Genomic DNA, 14,765 nt, shown 5'->3' on the forward strand with positions numbered 1-14,765 from the left:
TGCTGGCCCAAGGACAAGTGGCAATGGATGACGGCGAAATTCAGTTCCGCCAGGCTCTGGCGTTGCAGGCGGACGGGCATTGGTCCGAGGCGTTGACGATTTACGAGGCGTTGCTGCAGGCAAGGCCGGAACTGAACGCGGTGCGCAACAATCTGGCGGTCTGCCTGAACGAGTTGGGCAGGCCAAACGAGGCGCTGGCCGTTCTGGCGCCCTTGGCGCAAAATCACGCGCCACCAGAGATGCTCACCAATCGGGGCAATGCGTTGCGGGCGCTGGGCCGTTTCGCCGAGGCCGAGGCGGCTTATGCGCTTGTGGTCAACTCAACCCCGATGGACGCAATGGCGCTTAGCAATCTGGCTTTGTCGTTGCAAGATCAGGGCAAACTTCAAGAAGCGGTCAAGGCGTTCGAGCGGGCCTGCGCCATGATGCCGGGCGATGCCAGCCTAAGGGCCAATCTGGGCGGCGCCCTTCTGATGGCGGGCGATTTCGCCAAGGGCTTTGCTGCACACGAGTTTCGTCTGGCAGGCTCGGCCACCGAAGCGGCGATGAAGGCTTGCGGCCTGCCCTTGTGGGACGGCAAGCCCTTGAACGGTCGAAGGCTGTTGGTCTGGACAGAGCAAGGACTGGGCGATTCCTTGCAGTTCCTGCGCTTTCTGCCCGGCCTGGATGGCAAGGCAACGGTGATGGCGCAAGGGGCGCTGATGCGCCTTGTCCAGTCGGTCGGCAATGTCGAAGCGGTTTATGGATGGAACGATGTCCCGCCGACCTGCGACGTGCAAATCGCGCTGCTGTCGCTGGCCCGCCTTATGAACTGCAAAAGCGAGACGGACATTCCTCCCAGCGGTCTTGTGCCTGATCCCTTGCTGAAGGATCTGTGGGGACAAAGACTGTCCGATCTTAACCGCCCGCGCATCGGCCTGTCCTGGCAGGGCAATCCGGCCATGAAGGCCGACAAGGCCCGCTCGGTCGGATTGGGCCAGCTAAAGCCGCTGTTCGATGTGCCGGGCGTCAATTGGATATCACTGCAAACCGGAGATGTGGGCGGGCAGATCGAGGGTCTGGGGCTTCCCCTGCTCGATCTGGGCCGTGAGATCAGCGATCTGGCCGATACGGCGGCCATCATGGCGCATCTTGATCTGGTGATCGCCATCGACAGCGCCGCTGCGCATCTGGCGGGCAGCCTTGGCCGTCCGACCTGGATCATGGTGCGGGCCAATCCCGATTGGCGCTGGCCACCCAAGGCCGAAAACACACCCTGGTATCCGCAGGCCAGATTGTGGCGTCAGCAGCGGCTGGGCGATTGGAAGCCCATCGTCGAAGCTATGGCTTCGGCCCTTCCCACATTTTTGCGAGGGCTTGGGTGAAGCTGGCGGCGAAGGCCTGCTTGTCCATCAAGGGCGACGCGGCAAGGATTGCGCGCTGGCTTTCGCGCTGGCTGGCCAAGGCGGGGATGTCGCTGGCCAGCTTGGCGGCCAGCGCCACGTAAGCGGCTTCGTCGTTTGCGATCAGATGGGGCAGATTGGCGCAAGAAAGGATGGAAGCGCCGACGCGCTGGGCATGGCGCGATCCCGCCAGCGTGACCAGCGGCAGGCCCATCCACAAAGCCTCGCAGCTGGTGGCGGTGCCGTTGTAGTGAACCGGGTCCAGCGCGATGTCGATGCGTGCATAAAGGGCCAGATGGCCGCCGGTTTCGGGGACGCGCCCCAGCAGCTCGACTTGCAAAGGATCGATGCCGTGATGGTCCAGGCGCTGATACAGGCGCTTCTTCACGCCTTCGTCGGCCAGCGGGCGGGCTTTCAGCAAGAAACGCGACTGGGGAACTTGTTTCAGGATACGCCCGATCAGGGACAGATCGCGCTCGGTCAGCTTGGCCAGGGCGTTGAACGAGCCGAAGGTGACGAACCCATTGGCCAGGGCGGGCGATGGTGCGGGTTGCGGCGCATTCTCGTCTGGCCGGTAGCACAAGAATCCGGGCAGGCGCGCCAGCCGCTCGGCTCCCTTGCCGTCCTCAGGATCTGCAAAGGCGTCGGTGATGCGCCAATCGATGCGCGACAGACCGGTGCTGGCCGGATAGCCCAGCCAACTGGCCTGCACGGGGGCGGGCTTCAAGACGAACAGTGGCAAGCGGTTGCCCGCCGTATGGCCGGACAGATCGATCAGAATATGAATGCCATCGTCGCGCACTTGCTTGGCCGCCTGCTCGTCGCTCAGGCCCATCAGGTCGCGCCAAACATGGGCGTACCCCTTTAACCGTTCCGTCACCTCGTCTGGATTGGCCACGTCGGCATAAAGATAAAGCTGCACCTCTTCGCGGTTCAGCGCTTCCAGCAAAGGTTCCAGGAAATAAGCCACCGAATGGCGCTTGAAATCCGCCGACACAAGGCCCAGCCGCAAGGGCTTGGGCAATTTGCCGCCCGCCTTCGCCACGCCGGGTAACACCGTGATCCGCTTCTCCTGGTAATCGCCCCAGCGGCGATGCTCAAGCGACAAAGCCTTGGCGTCCGTCGTCTCGTCATAGTTCAGGCACATCAGAAAATTTTGCGACGCCGCGCGGTCTTGGGCGTTTAAGGCGATGGCGCGCTTAAAGGCGGCCTTGGCCTCCGCGATGCGGGCCGTCGCCGTCAGCGCATTGCCAAGATTCACATAGGCATCGGCAAAACTGGGGTTGCGGGCGATGGCTTGCTCATGGCTGCGGATGGCCTCGTCGGTGCGCCCCATGGCGGCCTGCGCCACGCCCAAAGCGTCAAGTGCTGCGCTCGAGGCAGGATCGTGGGACAGGGCATGACGGTAATGGCGCTGCGCTAAGTCATAGCCGCCCTCTTCCATGGCCAGACGGCCCAGATTGAGATGCGCCTCGACATAATTAGGCCGCAGGGCGGCGGCGCGGCCATAGCTTTCCCTGGCCTCCTCGCGCTTGCCTTGGGCCGAAAGAATATTGCCCAGCACGTTATGGGCCTCGGGCAATTGCGGCGCAAGCGTCAGGGAATGTCTGGCCGCCGGTTCGGCCTGGGCGGCGCGCCCCAGATGGGACAAGGCGGTAGCCAGATTGACCCAGGCGGCGGCGAAAGCAGGGGCGAGGTTGGCCGCCTTCCCGAAGGCTTCGGCTGCCCCCTCATAGTCGGCAAGGCCCATCAGGGCCACGCCCAGATTGTTCCAAGGTTCGTGACGGGCGGGGGCCAGCCTAGCCGCCTCGCGGAAGGATTGGGCGGCGTCGCCCGTCAGGCCCAGCGACAACAGCGCGTTGCCCAGATTGTTGTGGGCCGAGACGATCGCAGGATCGATGGAAATGACATGGCGATAGGCGACGACGGCCTTGTCCAGGCGGCCTTGCGCAAAGCGTACATCGCCCAGACGCAGCCAGACGGCCGGGTTGGAACTCGCCTGGGCGCTGACCACTTCAAGTTCGAGCGACGCTTCGTCCTGGCGGCCCAACTGGTGCAGGACGCCGCCCAGTTCGTATCGCGCTTCGCCGAAGGCAGGGTCCTGCTTCAAGGCCTCGCGCAGCAAGGGTTCGGCCAGTTCGGGTTTGCCCGCGCGCAGCGCCTCTTGCGCATCCTTTAACAGTTGCTTGGGGGAGTTCATGTCGCTTCCCACATTTTTGCGAGGGCTTGGGTGAAGCTGGCGGCGAAGGCCTGCTTGTCCATCAAGGGCGACGCGGCAAGGATTGCGCGCTGGCTTTCGCGCTGGCTGGCCAAGGCGGGGATGTCGCTGGCCAGCTTGGCGGCCAGCGCCACGTAAGCGGCTTCGTCGTTTGCGATCAGATGGGGCAGATTGGCGCAAGAAAGGATGGAAGCGCCGACGCGCTGGGCATGGCGCGATCCCGCCAGCGTGACCAGCGGCAGGCCCATCCACAAAGCCTCGCAGCTGGTGGCGGTGCCGTTGTAGTGAACCGGGTCCAGCGCGATGTCGATGCGTGCATAAAGGGCCAGATGGCCGCCGGTTTCGGGGACGCGCCCCAGCAGCTCGACTTGCAAAGGATCGATGCCGTGATGGTCCAGGCGCTGATACAGGCGCTTCTTCACGCCTTCGTCGGCCAGCGGGCGGGCTTTCAGCAAGAAACGCGACTGGGGAACTTGTTTCAGGATACGCCCGATCAGGGACAGATCGCGCTCGGTCAGCTTGGCCAGGGCGTTGAACGAGCCGAAGGTGACGAACCCATTGGCCAGGGCGGGCGATGGTGCGGGTTGCGGCGCATTCTCGTCTGGCCGGTAGCACAAGAATCCGGGCAGGCGCGCCAGCCGCTCGGCTCCCTTGCCGTCCTCAGGATCTGCAAAGGCGTCGGTGATGCGCCAATCGATGCGCGACAGACCGGTGCTGGCCGGATAGCCCAGCCAACTGGCCTGCACGGGGGCGGGCTTCAAGACGAACAGTGGCAAGCGGTTGCCCGCCGTATGGCCGGACAGATCGATCAGAATATGAATGCCATCGTCGCGCACTTGCTTGGCCGCCTGCTCGTCGCTCAGGCCCATCAGGTCGCGCCAAACATGGGCGTACCCCTTTAACCGTTCCGTCACCTCGTCTGGATTGGCCACGTCGGCATAAAGATAAAGCTGCACCTCTTCGCGGTTCAGCGCTTCCAGCAAAGGTTCCAGGAAATAAGCCACCGAATGGCGCTTGAAATCCGCCGACACAAGGCCCAGCCGCAAGGGCTTGGGCAATTTGCCGCCCGCCTTCGCCACGCCGGGTAACACCGTGATCCGCTTCTCCTGGTAATCGCCCCAGCGGCGATGCTCAAGCGACAAAGCCTTGGCGTCCGTCGTCTCGTCATAGTTCAGGCACATCAGAAAATTTTGCGACGCCGCGCGCTCGTTCTTCTCCATCACCTGCGCCCAGCGCAGGGCCGCCACCGCCGCCTTGATGCGCCCCTCGGCCATGAAGGCGCTGGCCAGATTGACCCGCGCCGAGGCGAAGCTGGGATCGATGGCGATGGCCTGCTCGTGGCATTCGATGGCGTCGCTTAAGCGGCCCACCAGTTGCATCAGGCCGCCCAGATTGTCTTGCGCCTTGGCGTGCATGGGGTCGATATTCAGCGATTGCCGATACCAAGCCTCGGCCTCGGCCAGCCGTTCGGCCTTTTGCAGAATGGCGCCCAGATTGTTGGCCGTGCCGGCGTCGGGTGTCTGGAAAAAGGCCTTTTGCAACATATCGACCGCTTCTTCGTAGCGACCAATCTGCGCCAGAAGCAGGCCCAGGCGCTGATGGGCCTGCGCCATTTTGGGGTCTTGGGCCAGGCATCGCTCGAAGAAGGCGATGGCTTCGTCATGCTTGCCCTGAGCTTGAAGAACTTCGGCTAGGTTGAGGAACAGCTCGGCGGTTTGAAATCCTGCGTCCAATACGGCGCGAAAGCAGCGCTCGGCCTCGTCCGGCCGTTCCAAGGCGAAGGCGATGCCGCCCAGCAGATATTGGGCTTCAATGTCGCAGGGATTGGCGGTCAACACGTCGCTGGCCGCTGCCTTGGCCTCCTGCAACTTGCCTTGCGCGTAAAGCTGAAAGGCGCCTGCAAGGGGGGATGACGTCATTTTCCGCCCATCTCGTTGGCAAGAAACCAAGCATAGGCTTTGACCAGTCCCTCGGCCAGATTGGTTTTCGGCTTCCAGCCCAGGGCTTTTAGGCGCGAACTGTCCATCAGCTTTCTGGGGGTGCCGTCCGGCTTCGACAAATCATGAGCAAAGCGGCCCTGCCATCCGACGGCGCTGGCGATGTGCTGCGCCAGTTCCAGGATGGAATGTTCAAGCCCAGTGCCCAGATTGATGAAATCCTCGTTTGAATAGGACTTGAGCAAAAAGATAAGGCCGTCGGCGCAATCATCGACGAACAGGAATTCGCGGGTCGGCTTGCCCGTCCCCCACATGACGACTTCGTCTAGGCCCTTGATCTTGGCCTCATGCACCTTGCGGATCAGGGCCGCCACGGCATGACTGTTTTCGGGATGGTAGTTGTCGCCGGGGCCGTACAGGTTGGTCGGCATGGCGGCGATGAAATCGCAGCCATATTGGCGACGATAGGCCTGGCACAGCTTGATGCCCGCGATCTTGGCCACCGCGTACCATTCGTTGGTGGGTTCCAGGGGGCCGGTCAGCAAGGCGTCTTCATGCAGGGGCTGCGGGGCTAGGCGGGGATAGATGCAAGACGATCCCAGGAACAACAGCTTCTCGACGCCCAGCCGATAGGCGGCGTGGATGATGTTGGTTTCGATGGCCAGATTGTCGTAGATGAAATTGGCGGGGTAGGAATCGTTGGCGTGAATGCCGCCCACTTTGGCCGCCGCCATGATGATCGCCTGCGGCTTCTTGGCCGCCATCCAGTCTTCCACCGCCTGCTGGCGGGTAAGATCCAGTTCGGCATGGCTGGCGGTTAAAATCTCGCAGTCTTCGGTCGCCAAGCGGCGCAGCAGGGCGGCACCCACCATGCCGCGATGGCCAGCCACCCAGACCCGCTTGCCCGCAAGCTGGAACATGGCGTCAGTCGTGGGCATGCGCCCCCTTGGCCTTGAAGAGGGCAAGGTCGGCTTCCACCATTTCCCGAACCAGATCGGCGAAGTGGATTTTAGGCTCCCAGCCCAGCTTGGCGCGCGATTTCTCGGCGTCGCCCAACAGCAGGTCAACTTCCGCCGGGCGGAAATAGCGCGGGTCGATCTCCACCAGCACTTGGCCGGTCCTGGCGCAAAGCCCCTTCTCCTCGACGCCCGCCCCCGTCCAGTTTATGTTTCTGCCGACCACCGCGAAGGCGGCCTCGACGAATTCGCGTACCGAATGGGTTTCGCCGGTCGCCAGCACGTAATCGTCGGGCTGGGCCTGCTGCAGAATGCGCCACATGCCTTCCACATATTCCCTGGCATGGCCCCAATCGCGCTTGGCGTCCATATTGCCGAGATACAACCTGTCTTGCTTGCCCATTTCCATGGCGGCGACGGCGCGGGTGATCTTGCGGGTGACGAAGGTTTCGCCGCGCGTGGGACCCTCATGGTTGAACAGAATGCCGTTCGATGCGTGAAAGCCATAGGCCTCGCGGTAATTGACCGTGATCCAATAGCCGTACAGCTTAGCCACCGCATAGGGGCTGCGCGGATGGAAGGGCGTGGTTTCGCTTTGCGGCGTTTCATGCACCTTACCGTACAATTCGCTGGTCGAGGCCTGGTAGAAACGCACGCGGTCCTTCATGTCCAGAATGCGAATGGCTTCCAGCAGGCGCAGCACGCCCAGCGCGTCGGCGTTGGCGGTGTATTCGGGGCTTTCGAAACTGACCTGGACATGGCTTTGGGCGGCCAGATTGTAGATTTCCGTGGGCTGCACTTCCTGCACCAGCCTGATCAGCGCCGTCGAATCGGTCATGTCGCCGTAATGCAACTTGAACTGCACGTTCTTCTCGTGCAGGTCGCGATACAGATGATCGACCCGCCCCGAATTGAACGAGGAGGAGCGGCGCTTGACGCCATGCACCTGATAGCCCTTGGCCAGCAGCAATTCGGCCAAATAGGCCCCGTCCTGACCGGTCACCCCGGTGATCAATGCTATTTTGCCCGTCACGTGAAAGATCCCTATGGTACGAAAGCCTGTCCGTTATACTACGGGCAGGGGGTTTGTCAGGAGGAAAAGAGGTGGTCAGCGGCTCAAACACCCTTGGATTGACCTGGGCCTTGTCCAGCCTGTCGGGCTATGGGGTCTATGGAACCCGCCTTGCCCTGTCCTGGCTCAAAAGCGGGCGCGGGCCGGTGGCGCTGTATCAAACCCCGCTGGCCTTGTCCCTCAATCCGCTGGAGGAGCGCCGTCTTGCCCTGTCCCTGGCGGCGGCAAAGCACTTCGAAGCGTCAGAGGAACTGATCCGGCCCGCGCATCCCGTCTTGCACGGGCTGGGCAACGGCATGGCCATGCACCCCCTGTCCGATCGCGTGTGGGGCCAGCCCGACATCGGCTGCATCGCCTTCGAAGACACGCGTTTTTCGCCCCCCGAGATCGAACGCGCCAAAAGATTCGCCCGCCTGATCGCCATCTCGGCCTGGAACGCCCAATTGCTGAAGGGGCTGGGCTTCGAAAACGTCGTGCTGGCCCGCCAGGGCGTGTCGCCCGATCTGTTCCACCCCCGGCCCCGGCGCGGAATGTTTGGCGAGCGTTTCGTCGTCTTCTCGGGCGGCAAGCTGGAATATCGCAAGGGCCAGGATATCGTCCTGGCGGCCTTTCGCCTGTTTCGCCAGCGCCATCCCGAGGCGCTGTTGCTGACCGCTTGGCAAAGCCCGCATGCTGAAGACGCCAAAGCCTTCGAACTGGTTGGCCATGTCGCGGGCCTTCCGGAAAAGAACGGGCAGGGCGGCCTAAGGATCGCCGACTGGGCCGCTGAAAACGGCGTGCCCGAAGAGTCCTTTATCGATCTGGGCTATGTGCCCAACGCCATGATGCCCGCCGTGCTGGGCGAATGCGACGCCGCCCTGTTTCCCAATCGCTGCGAGGGGGGAACCAATCTGGTCGCCATGGAATGTCTGGCCATGGGTTTGCCCACGATCCTGGCGGCCAATACCGGACAAAAGGATGTGCTGGATCTGGTGGGCGGCGTGGCGCTGGGCAGGCAAGGCCCCGTCCTGCCCGCCCATCTTGGGGCGGGGGTCGATGGCTGGGGCGAATCGGACGTCGAGGAAGCGCTGGAGGCGCTGGAGGCGATATATCAAAAGCGCGAGCGCTGGCCCGAAACGGCTAGCAAGATGATGACATGGGATTGGGATTCCCAGAACGAGCGGCTTTTTCAAGCTCTGTAGCCACCCGTTCGATCACGCCCGGCCAGTCGCCCGGCCTGGATTGGCGAAACAGGCGCATCGTCGGGTACCAGGGCGTTGCCTCGCCCTCATGGCCCCAGCGCCAATCGGGCGCATAGGGAATCAGCGTCCAGACCGGACGGCCCAGCGCGCCAGCCAAATGGGCAGGCGCTGTATCGGCGCTGATCAACAGGTCAAGACCGGCGATGGCGTTGGCCGTGTCGCCAAGCTGGCGGATGGCGGGCGCCAGATCACGCATGCCGACGGGCGGGCTTCCCTTGCCAATCTGCAGGGAATAGGCGCTGATCCCTGGCAAGGCCAGCAGAGGGGCTAGAAGATCGGGAGAGAGCGAGCGATTCTTGTCGTTGGCATGTCCCGCCCGCCCGGCCCAAACGAAGCCGACCTTAAAGTCGCCGTCCAAAGCCAAGGGTTCGTCCGCCGTCAGATAGGGAACCTTGGCGAAAAGTTCTGGCGCCTCAAGCCCCAGCGCCAAGGGCAGCGACAACAGCGGGCAATAAGCATCGTGCAAAGGCAACGCTTGGCTTTCGTCTGCCGTTTCGCAAAGCGGCGCGAACAGGCTGTGCATCGCCCGGTCGCAGGCCAGGATCAGCTTACCCGCCTTCTGGGCCGCCAGGGGCAGCAGACGGGCGAATTGAATGGCGTCGCCGAATCCTTGTTCGGCCATGACCAGCAGGGTTTCGCCGGGCATCGCTTGGCCCATCCAGCGCGGTTTGGGCGAGGGCAGGGCGGCGGGCAGGCGCACTTCATAGGCGGCAAATCCATCTCGCCAGCGGCCCATCGACAGCAAGGCATGGGCGCGGTTGAGCGCCGCCTCGCGTGATCCGGGGGCCAGCTTGAGCGCTTGGTCCAAAAAGGCGATGGCTTCCTGGGGCCTGCCGCTTTCTTGCAGGGCCAGGCCCAGATTGTTGAGAATCTGCCACTGTCCTGGACATTCCAAGATCCCTTGGCGCAGAACGAGGATGGCCTCTTCATGACGGCCCTCGGCCAGCAGCAGGCTCGACCAATTGATCCTGGCCGCCAGGTGATCCGGCTTCAGCAGCAAGGCGCGCTTTAACCAAGTCGCCGCTTCGGACGCGGCACACATGGTCTTCAGAACCAGCCCCATCGTGGCGCAGTCTTGCGCGTCCAAAGGATCGATCGCACTTTCCAACCCCTTCAGCGCCAGGTCGCTCTTGCCCTGGGACAAGCGGGCGGTCGCCAGATCGCAGCGATAGGAGGAAACGGCAGGGTCCAGCAAGGCGGCTTTGGCAAAGCAGCTTTCCGCCAGGGCGAAATCGCTTTGGCCATAGGCTTGGGCCGCCAGGGCCGCCGCCTGGGCGGCAAGCTGGCGAGAGGAAGGGGCGTGGTTGGTCATCGACGGCACCATAACCCATCCCGGACCCGGCACAAAATGCCGGGTTTGGAGGGGGGCTGGTGGCAGGAAGTGCCGCCCACCAGGGTCATCTCAGCCCCGTCTATAAAAAAACATATAGCATAATCAGCGCTCTATAAGGCTTGTCGGGCGCTTGGCCGAGTTGGCCCGACCTTTGCTGAGTAAAAAGCCGACGTGTCACCGCGTGACTGAAGGACGAGAACCATGCAGGTAAATCCCACAAAGTCGACCCAGGCGGCCAGCCCGCTCGACGGTTTGATGGCAGAGAAAACCGCCGCCCAGTCGGCCGCCGAGGCATTTGCCGCGGTCTTGGCCAAGGCGGGGTTGAATGTGCAGGCGGGTGTGTCTGCCAGTCTGCAAGCGCCTGCCAGCTTGGCTCCGGTGATCGAAAAGCATCAGCGCATCGAGGTTCGCGACACGTCGCGCGATGAAGCCCGCCCGGCCAACGACAAGGCCGTGGCCCGCGGCCGCGATGAAGACAAGACAACCGGCCAGGAGCGCGCTCAGGAAGTGCGCCCCGAGGGCAAGCCCGCCGCCAAGGCGGATAAGAGCGACCGCGCCAACGACGAGCGCAAATCGGTCGAGCGCTCGGATGGCGCTTCCGAGGCTGGCGACGAAAATGTGGAAGCGGGCGGCGAGACGCAAGTCGTGGCCGATCAGTCTGGCGGCGAGGCCGGCGAGACCGTTGCGGCTGGAACCAACGACAAGGCGGCCATGGTGGCGGCGGTCGAGGAAAAGACGGCAGCGGTCATTGCCGTCATGTCTGCTCAGCCGGTCGCGCAAGATCCGAAATTGACCAAGCTGAGCAATGAACAGACCGCCGATGCCGCGCAGACCCTTGTAACCGAGGGCGACGAAGGCGAGGTCGATGCCGCCCTGCTTCAGACCGGACGGGAAACCAAAGCCGAGGCCGGTCCCCAGACGCAGGCCAAGACCGTCTTCAACCAAGATGATGGGTTGGAAGAATTTGAGCAGGCGGTCATCTCGCTGCGCCCTGCCACCGCCAACGCCAACGCCGCCAAAACGGCGCAGACGGGTGAACAGGCAGCGGAGACGCAGAATGTCGCCAATCCCGAAGCCGACCGCCAAGCCGCCATGCTGTCTCGCATCGTAGGCGAGCGCGGCCAGGTTTCGATCGAGTCGGCGGGCAAGAACGCCCAGCCCGTTTCGCAGCCCAGCAGCATGTTGACGACCGGCCTGCTGGCCGTCGAAACCCAAACCCAAGAAGCCGTTGCGGGAGCCGAGGGCGGTTTCTCGAACGGCACCGATCTGGGCGGGGGCATGGCGCAGAACGGATCAGGCAAGAACGCCAACGCCGCCCAGGCGGCGATGCCTGCCAATGCCCAGTTGGGCGCTGGCGTGGCCGCGACGGCGCAGACTCAGTCGGGCGGTTTCTCGGCGGCGCTGGTCGGCGCCCAGGCGGGGGCAGGCGACGGCGGAGCGGAAATTCAGGGCGTTCAGGGCGCGCAGGGCAGCCAGTCGGCCTCCAGCGCCCAGCAGGCTTCGAACGGTTTGGCCCAGGCGCAGACGCCGCAAGAAGCGCGCGCCGCCAATGCGGCCCAGGCCGCCGAAAAGCCGCACGAGGTCAAACAGCCCGTGCCCGCCAAAGAGATCATGGATCAGATCAATGTTCAGATCAGCAAGGCGGCCAAGGAAGGTCTGGACAAAATCACCGTGCAGATGCGCCCCGAGGCGCTGGGCCGGGTCGAAGTGCAGCTGAAGCTGGGCACAGACGGACAATTGAGCGCCCTGATCGTGGCCGACAAGGCGGAAACGTTGGAGGCCTTGAAGCGTGACGCGTCGCAGCTGGAAAAATCGCTGGCAGACGCCGGATTCAAGACCGACCAAGGTTCGCTGCAATTCAGCCTGCGCGGCGAGCAGCAGGGCAATCAGCAGAAAGCCGAAGGCGGCAAGGGCCTGAACGGGTTCGAGCGCGGCCAGGCGTTGGACGAAGCCAGCGCCGAGGAAACCATCGCACAGTCCCGTCCGCGCGCCTCGTCGCGTTCCGGCGTCGACATCAGCGTGTAAGGAAAACGACCATGACGACCACAAACAACATTCTTGGAACCGGCCAGGGCACGGGCGTCGCCGAGGCGACCAAGGCTTCGAAGGCCAAGGACCAACTGGCCGCCGACATGAACCAGTTCCTGACCCTGCTGACGACGCAGCTGGCCAATCAAGACCCGCTGTCGCCCATGGACTCGACCGAATTCACCAATCAGTTGGTGCAGTACGCCAACGTCGAACAGAACATCCAGACCAACGAAAACCTGGAAAATCTGATCGCCGTGCAGCAGTCGGCCATGACGCTGTCCAGCGCCAACTACATCGGCAAGACGGTCAGCGTGGCCACCGACGTGTTGCCGCTGCAGGGCGGCAAGGCCACCTTCGGCTACAGTTTCGACGCCGTGCCCGAACAGGCGACGGTGGTGATCACCAACAGTTCCGGCAATATCGTGAAAGTGCTGTCGCCCGACCTGGCGGAAGGCACGCATGCCGTGGAATGGGACGGCAAGGACGACAATGGCACGCAGCTCGCCGACGGCGCCTACAAGGTTCAGATCATGGCGCTCAAGGCGAATGGCGACGCCGTCACTTCCGACGTCGTGGTTACGGGCAAGGTGACCGGCGTTTCCGTCTATGGCGGCGAAGTCACTTTGAAAATGGGCAGCGCCTCGGCGTCGCTTGCGGATGTTCAGTCGATCGATCAGTCCTTGTAAGGACCGCTCAGGATTAGGATTTAGGAGGGTAAAATGAGCCTCTACGGTGCACTTTTCTCGGGCGTTTCCGGCCTCTCGTCGCAAGCCAGCGCCATGGGCGCCATCTCGGACAACGTGACCAACGTCAATACGATTGGCTACAAGGGAACCAAGGTCAACTTTCAGACCCTGATCACCAAGCAGGTGTCGCTGACCAAATATTCGCCGGGCGGCGTGCAGTCAAAGCCCAGGGCGCAGATCGACGTGCAAGGTCTGCTGCAGTCCACCTCCTCGGCCACCGACATCGGCATGTCGGGCCAGGGCTTCTTCGTGGTCAACGCGGTGTCCGATCCGGCGGCCGCATCGGGCGGCTTCTTCGGCTATACGCGCGCTGGCAGCTTCAAGGCGGACAAGCAGGGATTCTTGCAAAACGCCTCGGGCTTCTTTCTTCAGGGCTGGCCTCTGATCCGCGCCACCTCGTCGGCGCCCGCCTCCTCGATCCTGACCATCGAGGACACCAACTACATGCGGTCCTACATCAATGACGACGGCACCTATCACTACGTCAACGCCAATATCGTCAGTCCGCAGGAACTGAAGGGGCTGAACCTGAACACCATCGGCGGCACGGCCACCGCCACCGCCGCCATCCGCATGGGCGCCAACTTGCCTTCCGAGGATCCGATTTACGATCCGACCTCGCCCGACAACGGCGGCCAGCATCAGACCAGCATTCTGATCTACGATTCATTGGGCAATCCGCACAATACGGATTTCACCTGGACCAAGACGGCGACCAACACCTGGAACATCGAGGCGGCGCCGCCCCCGAACTCCACGGTCATCACGGCACAGTTCGTCGATGGCGCTGGCACCACGACGAACTATTGGTCGCAGGGTCAGATCGAATTCGCGGGCGATTTTTCAAGCTCGGCGATCACCGGCATCAACGGCGACAGCATTCAGATCAACGGCACCTCCTACGATTTCTCGTCGGCCGACTCGCCTTGCTCGACCGGCCTGATCGAAATCGGCGGCTGCAACAGCTGGGGCGACCTGGTGGCGCGCATCAAGACCGCCATCGACTTCTCGGAAGCGGCGGCCACCACCTCCTACAACGGCTATCAAGACAATGCCGGGCGCTTCTTCCAGGACGGCGCTTCGACCAACCGCCTTCTGATCCGTCAATTTTCGACCCAGGCCGCTGTTTCGATTGCGGGAGCGGTCGACGCGACCAGCAACGGGCTGGCCCTCTATCTGCGCCAGTACAGCCAGTGCAACACGACCGACGGCACCAGCTATTCGGTTCAGTTGCTGGATGCAGGCGCGAACTTCTACGACCAGAGCACCATCGACTTCAACGGCAACGGCACGCCCGACAACATCAACGTCAATACGCTGGACATCCGCTGGGCCAACGGCGCCCAGAACATGGACGGCGCGACCAGTTCGAAGCCCAGCATCTTCCTGGGCAACCAGAATCTGGCAGACGGCATGACGCAGCTGTCGGGCAACTATCAGGTCACCTATATCACCCAGGACGGCGCCAAGTTCGGCAACTTCTCGGGCGTGTCGATCGGCGACGACGGCGTGGTGACCGCCCTGTTCGACAACGGCGTGCGCCGCCCGGTGTACCAGATCCCGGTGGCTACCTTCGTCAATCCGAACGGCATGGAATCGCTGACCGGCAACACCTTCATCGAAACCGACACATCGGGTGCCTACACCCTGCGCTCGGCCAAGGAAGCGGGTGCAGGCTCCATCGCCTCGGCCTCGTTGGAATCCTCCACCGTCGATCTTGGCGAGGAATTCACCAACATGATCGTAACCCAGCGCGCCTATTCCGCCTCGGCCAAGATCATCACCACCTCCGACCAGATGCTGGACGAATTGGTCAACATCAAGCGCTAAGTTTAGCCGCCAGCCTTCA

At 63.0% G+C, this 14,765-nt stretch carries 10 protein-coding genes; 5 read left to right on the forward strand and 5 right to left on the reverse strand.

Annotated features, from left to right (window positions below):
• Positions 1-23: 23 nt before the first annotated feature.
• Positions 24-1,364, forward strand: coding sequence for a tetratricopeptide repeat protein (locus HQL44_06715; GenBank protein ID MBF0268267.1), 1,341 nt, complete (start codon positions 24-26; stop codon positions 1,362-1,364).
• On the opposite strand, the gene HQL44_06720 is transcribed toward HQL44_06715, so the two are convergent.
• From HQL44_06720 to gmd, 4 genes are read right to left on the reverse strand one after another with little or no spacing between them, the layout of a single operon-like run.
• Positions 1,321-3,582 (reverse strand): tetratricopeptide repeat protein, encoded by a 2,262-nt coding sequence (locus tag HQL44_06720; GenBank protein ID MBF0268268.1) that lies wholly within the window; start codon positions 3,580-3,582, stop codon positions 1,321-1,323. The genes HQL44_06715 and HQL44_06720 overlap by 44 nt on opposite strands.
• Positions 3,579-5,519 (reverse strand): tetratricopeptide repeat protein, encoded by a 1,941-nt coding sequence (locus HQL44_06725; GenBank protein MBF0268269.1) that lies wholly within the window; start codon positions 5,517-5,519, stop codon positions 3,579-3,581. Before HQL44_06725 ends, HQL44_06720 begins: the two co-directional genes overlap by 4 nt.
• On the reverse strand, positions 5,516-6,475 hold the full coding sequence (locus tag HQL44_06730; protein ID MBF0268270.1) for a GDP-L-fucose synthase: 960 nt from the start codon (positions 6,473-6,475) through the stop codon (positions 5,516-5,518). The genes HQL44_06725 and HQL44_06730 overlap by 4 nt, the downstream gene beginning before the upstream one ends.
• Complete coding sequence (gene gmd, locus HQL44_06735) at positions 6,462-7,526, reverse strand: GDP-mannose 4,6-dehydratase (GenBank protein MBF0268271.1); 1,065 nt, start codon at positions 7,524-7,526, stop codon at positions 6,462-6,464. Before gmd ends, HQL44_06730 begins: the two co-directional genes overlap by 14 nt.
• A gap of 71 nt (positions 7,527-7,597) precedes the next feature.
• On the opposite strand from gmd, the gene HQL44_06740 reads away from it, so the two are divergent.
• A complete protein-coding gene (locus HQL44_06740) occupies positions 7,598-8,746 on the forward strand; it encodes a glycosyltransferase (protein MBF0268272.1) in 1,149 nt (382 codons plus the stop codon).
• Here HQL44_06740 and HQL44_06745 read toward each other — a convergent pair.
• Positions 8,685-10,118, reverse strand: a complete 1,434-nt coding sequence (locus HQL44_06745; protein ID MBF0268273.1) for a tetratricopeptide repeat protein — start codon at positions 10,116-10,118, stop codon at positions 8,685-8,687. The genes HQL44_06740 and HQL44_06745 overlap by 62 nt on opposite strands.
• 222 nt (positions 10,119-10,340) lie before the next feature.
• Between HQL44_06745 and HQL44_06750 the strand changes: the two genes are divergently transcribed.
• The 3 genes from HQL44_06750 to HQL44_06760 are packed head-to-tail and all read left to right on the forward strand — an operon-like array spanning position 10,341 to position 14,746.
• Complete coding sequence (locus HQL44_06750) at positions 10,341-12,164, forward strand: flagellar hook-length control protein FliK (GenBank protein ID MBF0268274.1); 1,824 nt, start codon at positions 10,341-10,343, stop codon at positions 12,162-12,164.
• Positions 12,165-12,175: 11 nt separating this feature from the next.
• Entirely contained in the window at positions 12,176-12,856 is a 681-nt protein-coding gene (locus HQL44_06755; GenBank protein MBF0268275.1) for a flagellar hook assembly protein FlgD, read from the forward strand.
• A gap of 33 nt (positions 12,857-12,889) precedes the next feature.
• A complete protein-coding gene (locus HQL44_06760; GenBank protein MBF0268276.1) occupies positions 12,890-14,746 on the forward strand; it encodes a flagellar hook-basal body complex protein in 1,857 nt (618 codons plus the stop codon).
• Positions 14,747-14,765: the final 19 nt, after the last annotated feature.

This window comes from Alphaproteobacteria bacterium (assembly GCA_015231795.1).
GTDB lineage: Bacteria > Pseudomonadota > Alphaproteobacteria > Rhodospirillales > WMHbin7 > WMHbin7.

Bases quoted from the DNA above. Each gene is read 5' to 3' on its own strand.
- HQL44_06715 (MBF0268267.1), top strand. From the start codon at position 24: ATGGATGACGGCGAAATTCAGTTCCGCCAGGCTCTGGCGTTGCAGGCG.
- HQL44_06720 (MBF0268268.1), bottom strand. From the start codon at position 3,582: ATGAACTCCCCCAAGCAACTGTTAAAGGATGCGCAAGAGGCGCTGCGC.
- HQL44_06725 (MBF0268269.1), bottom strand. From the start codon at position 5,519: ATGACGTCATCCCCCCTTGCAGGCGCCTTTCAGCTTTACGCGCAAGGC.
- HQL44_06730 (MBF0268270.1), bottom strand. From the start codon at position 6,475: ATGCCCACGACTGACGCCATGTTCCAGCTTGCGGGCAAGCGGGTCTGG.
- HQL44_06745 (MBF0268273.1), bottom strand. From the start codon at position 10,118: ATGACCAACCACGCCCCTTCCTCTCGCCAGCTTGCCGCCCAGGCGGCG.
- HQL44_06750 (MBF0268274.1), top strand. From the start codon at position 10,341: ATGCAGGTAAATCCCACAAAGTCGACCCAGGCGGCCAGCCCGCTCGAC.
- HQL44_06755 (MBF0268275.1), top strand. From the start codon at position 12,176: ATGACGACCACAAACAACATTCTTGGAACCGGCCAGGGCACGGGCGTC.
- HQL44_06760 (MBF0268276.1), top strand. From the start codon at position 12,890: ATGAGCCTCTACGGTGCACTTTTCTCGGGCGTTTCCGGCCTCTCGTCG.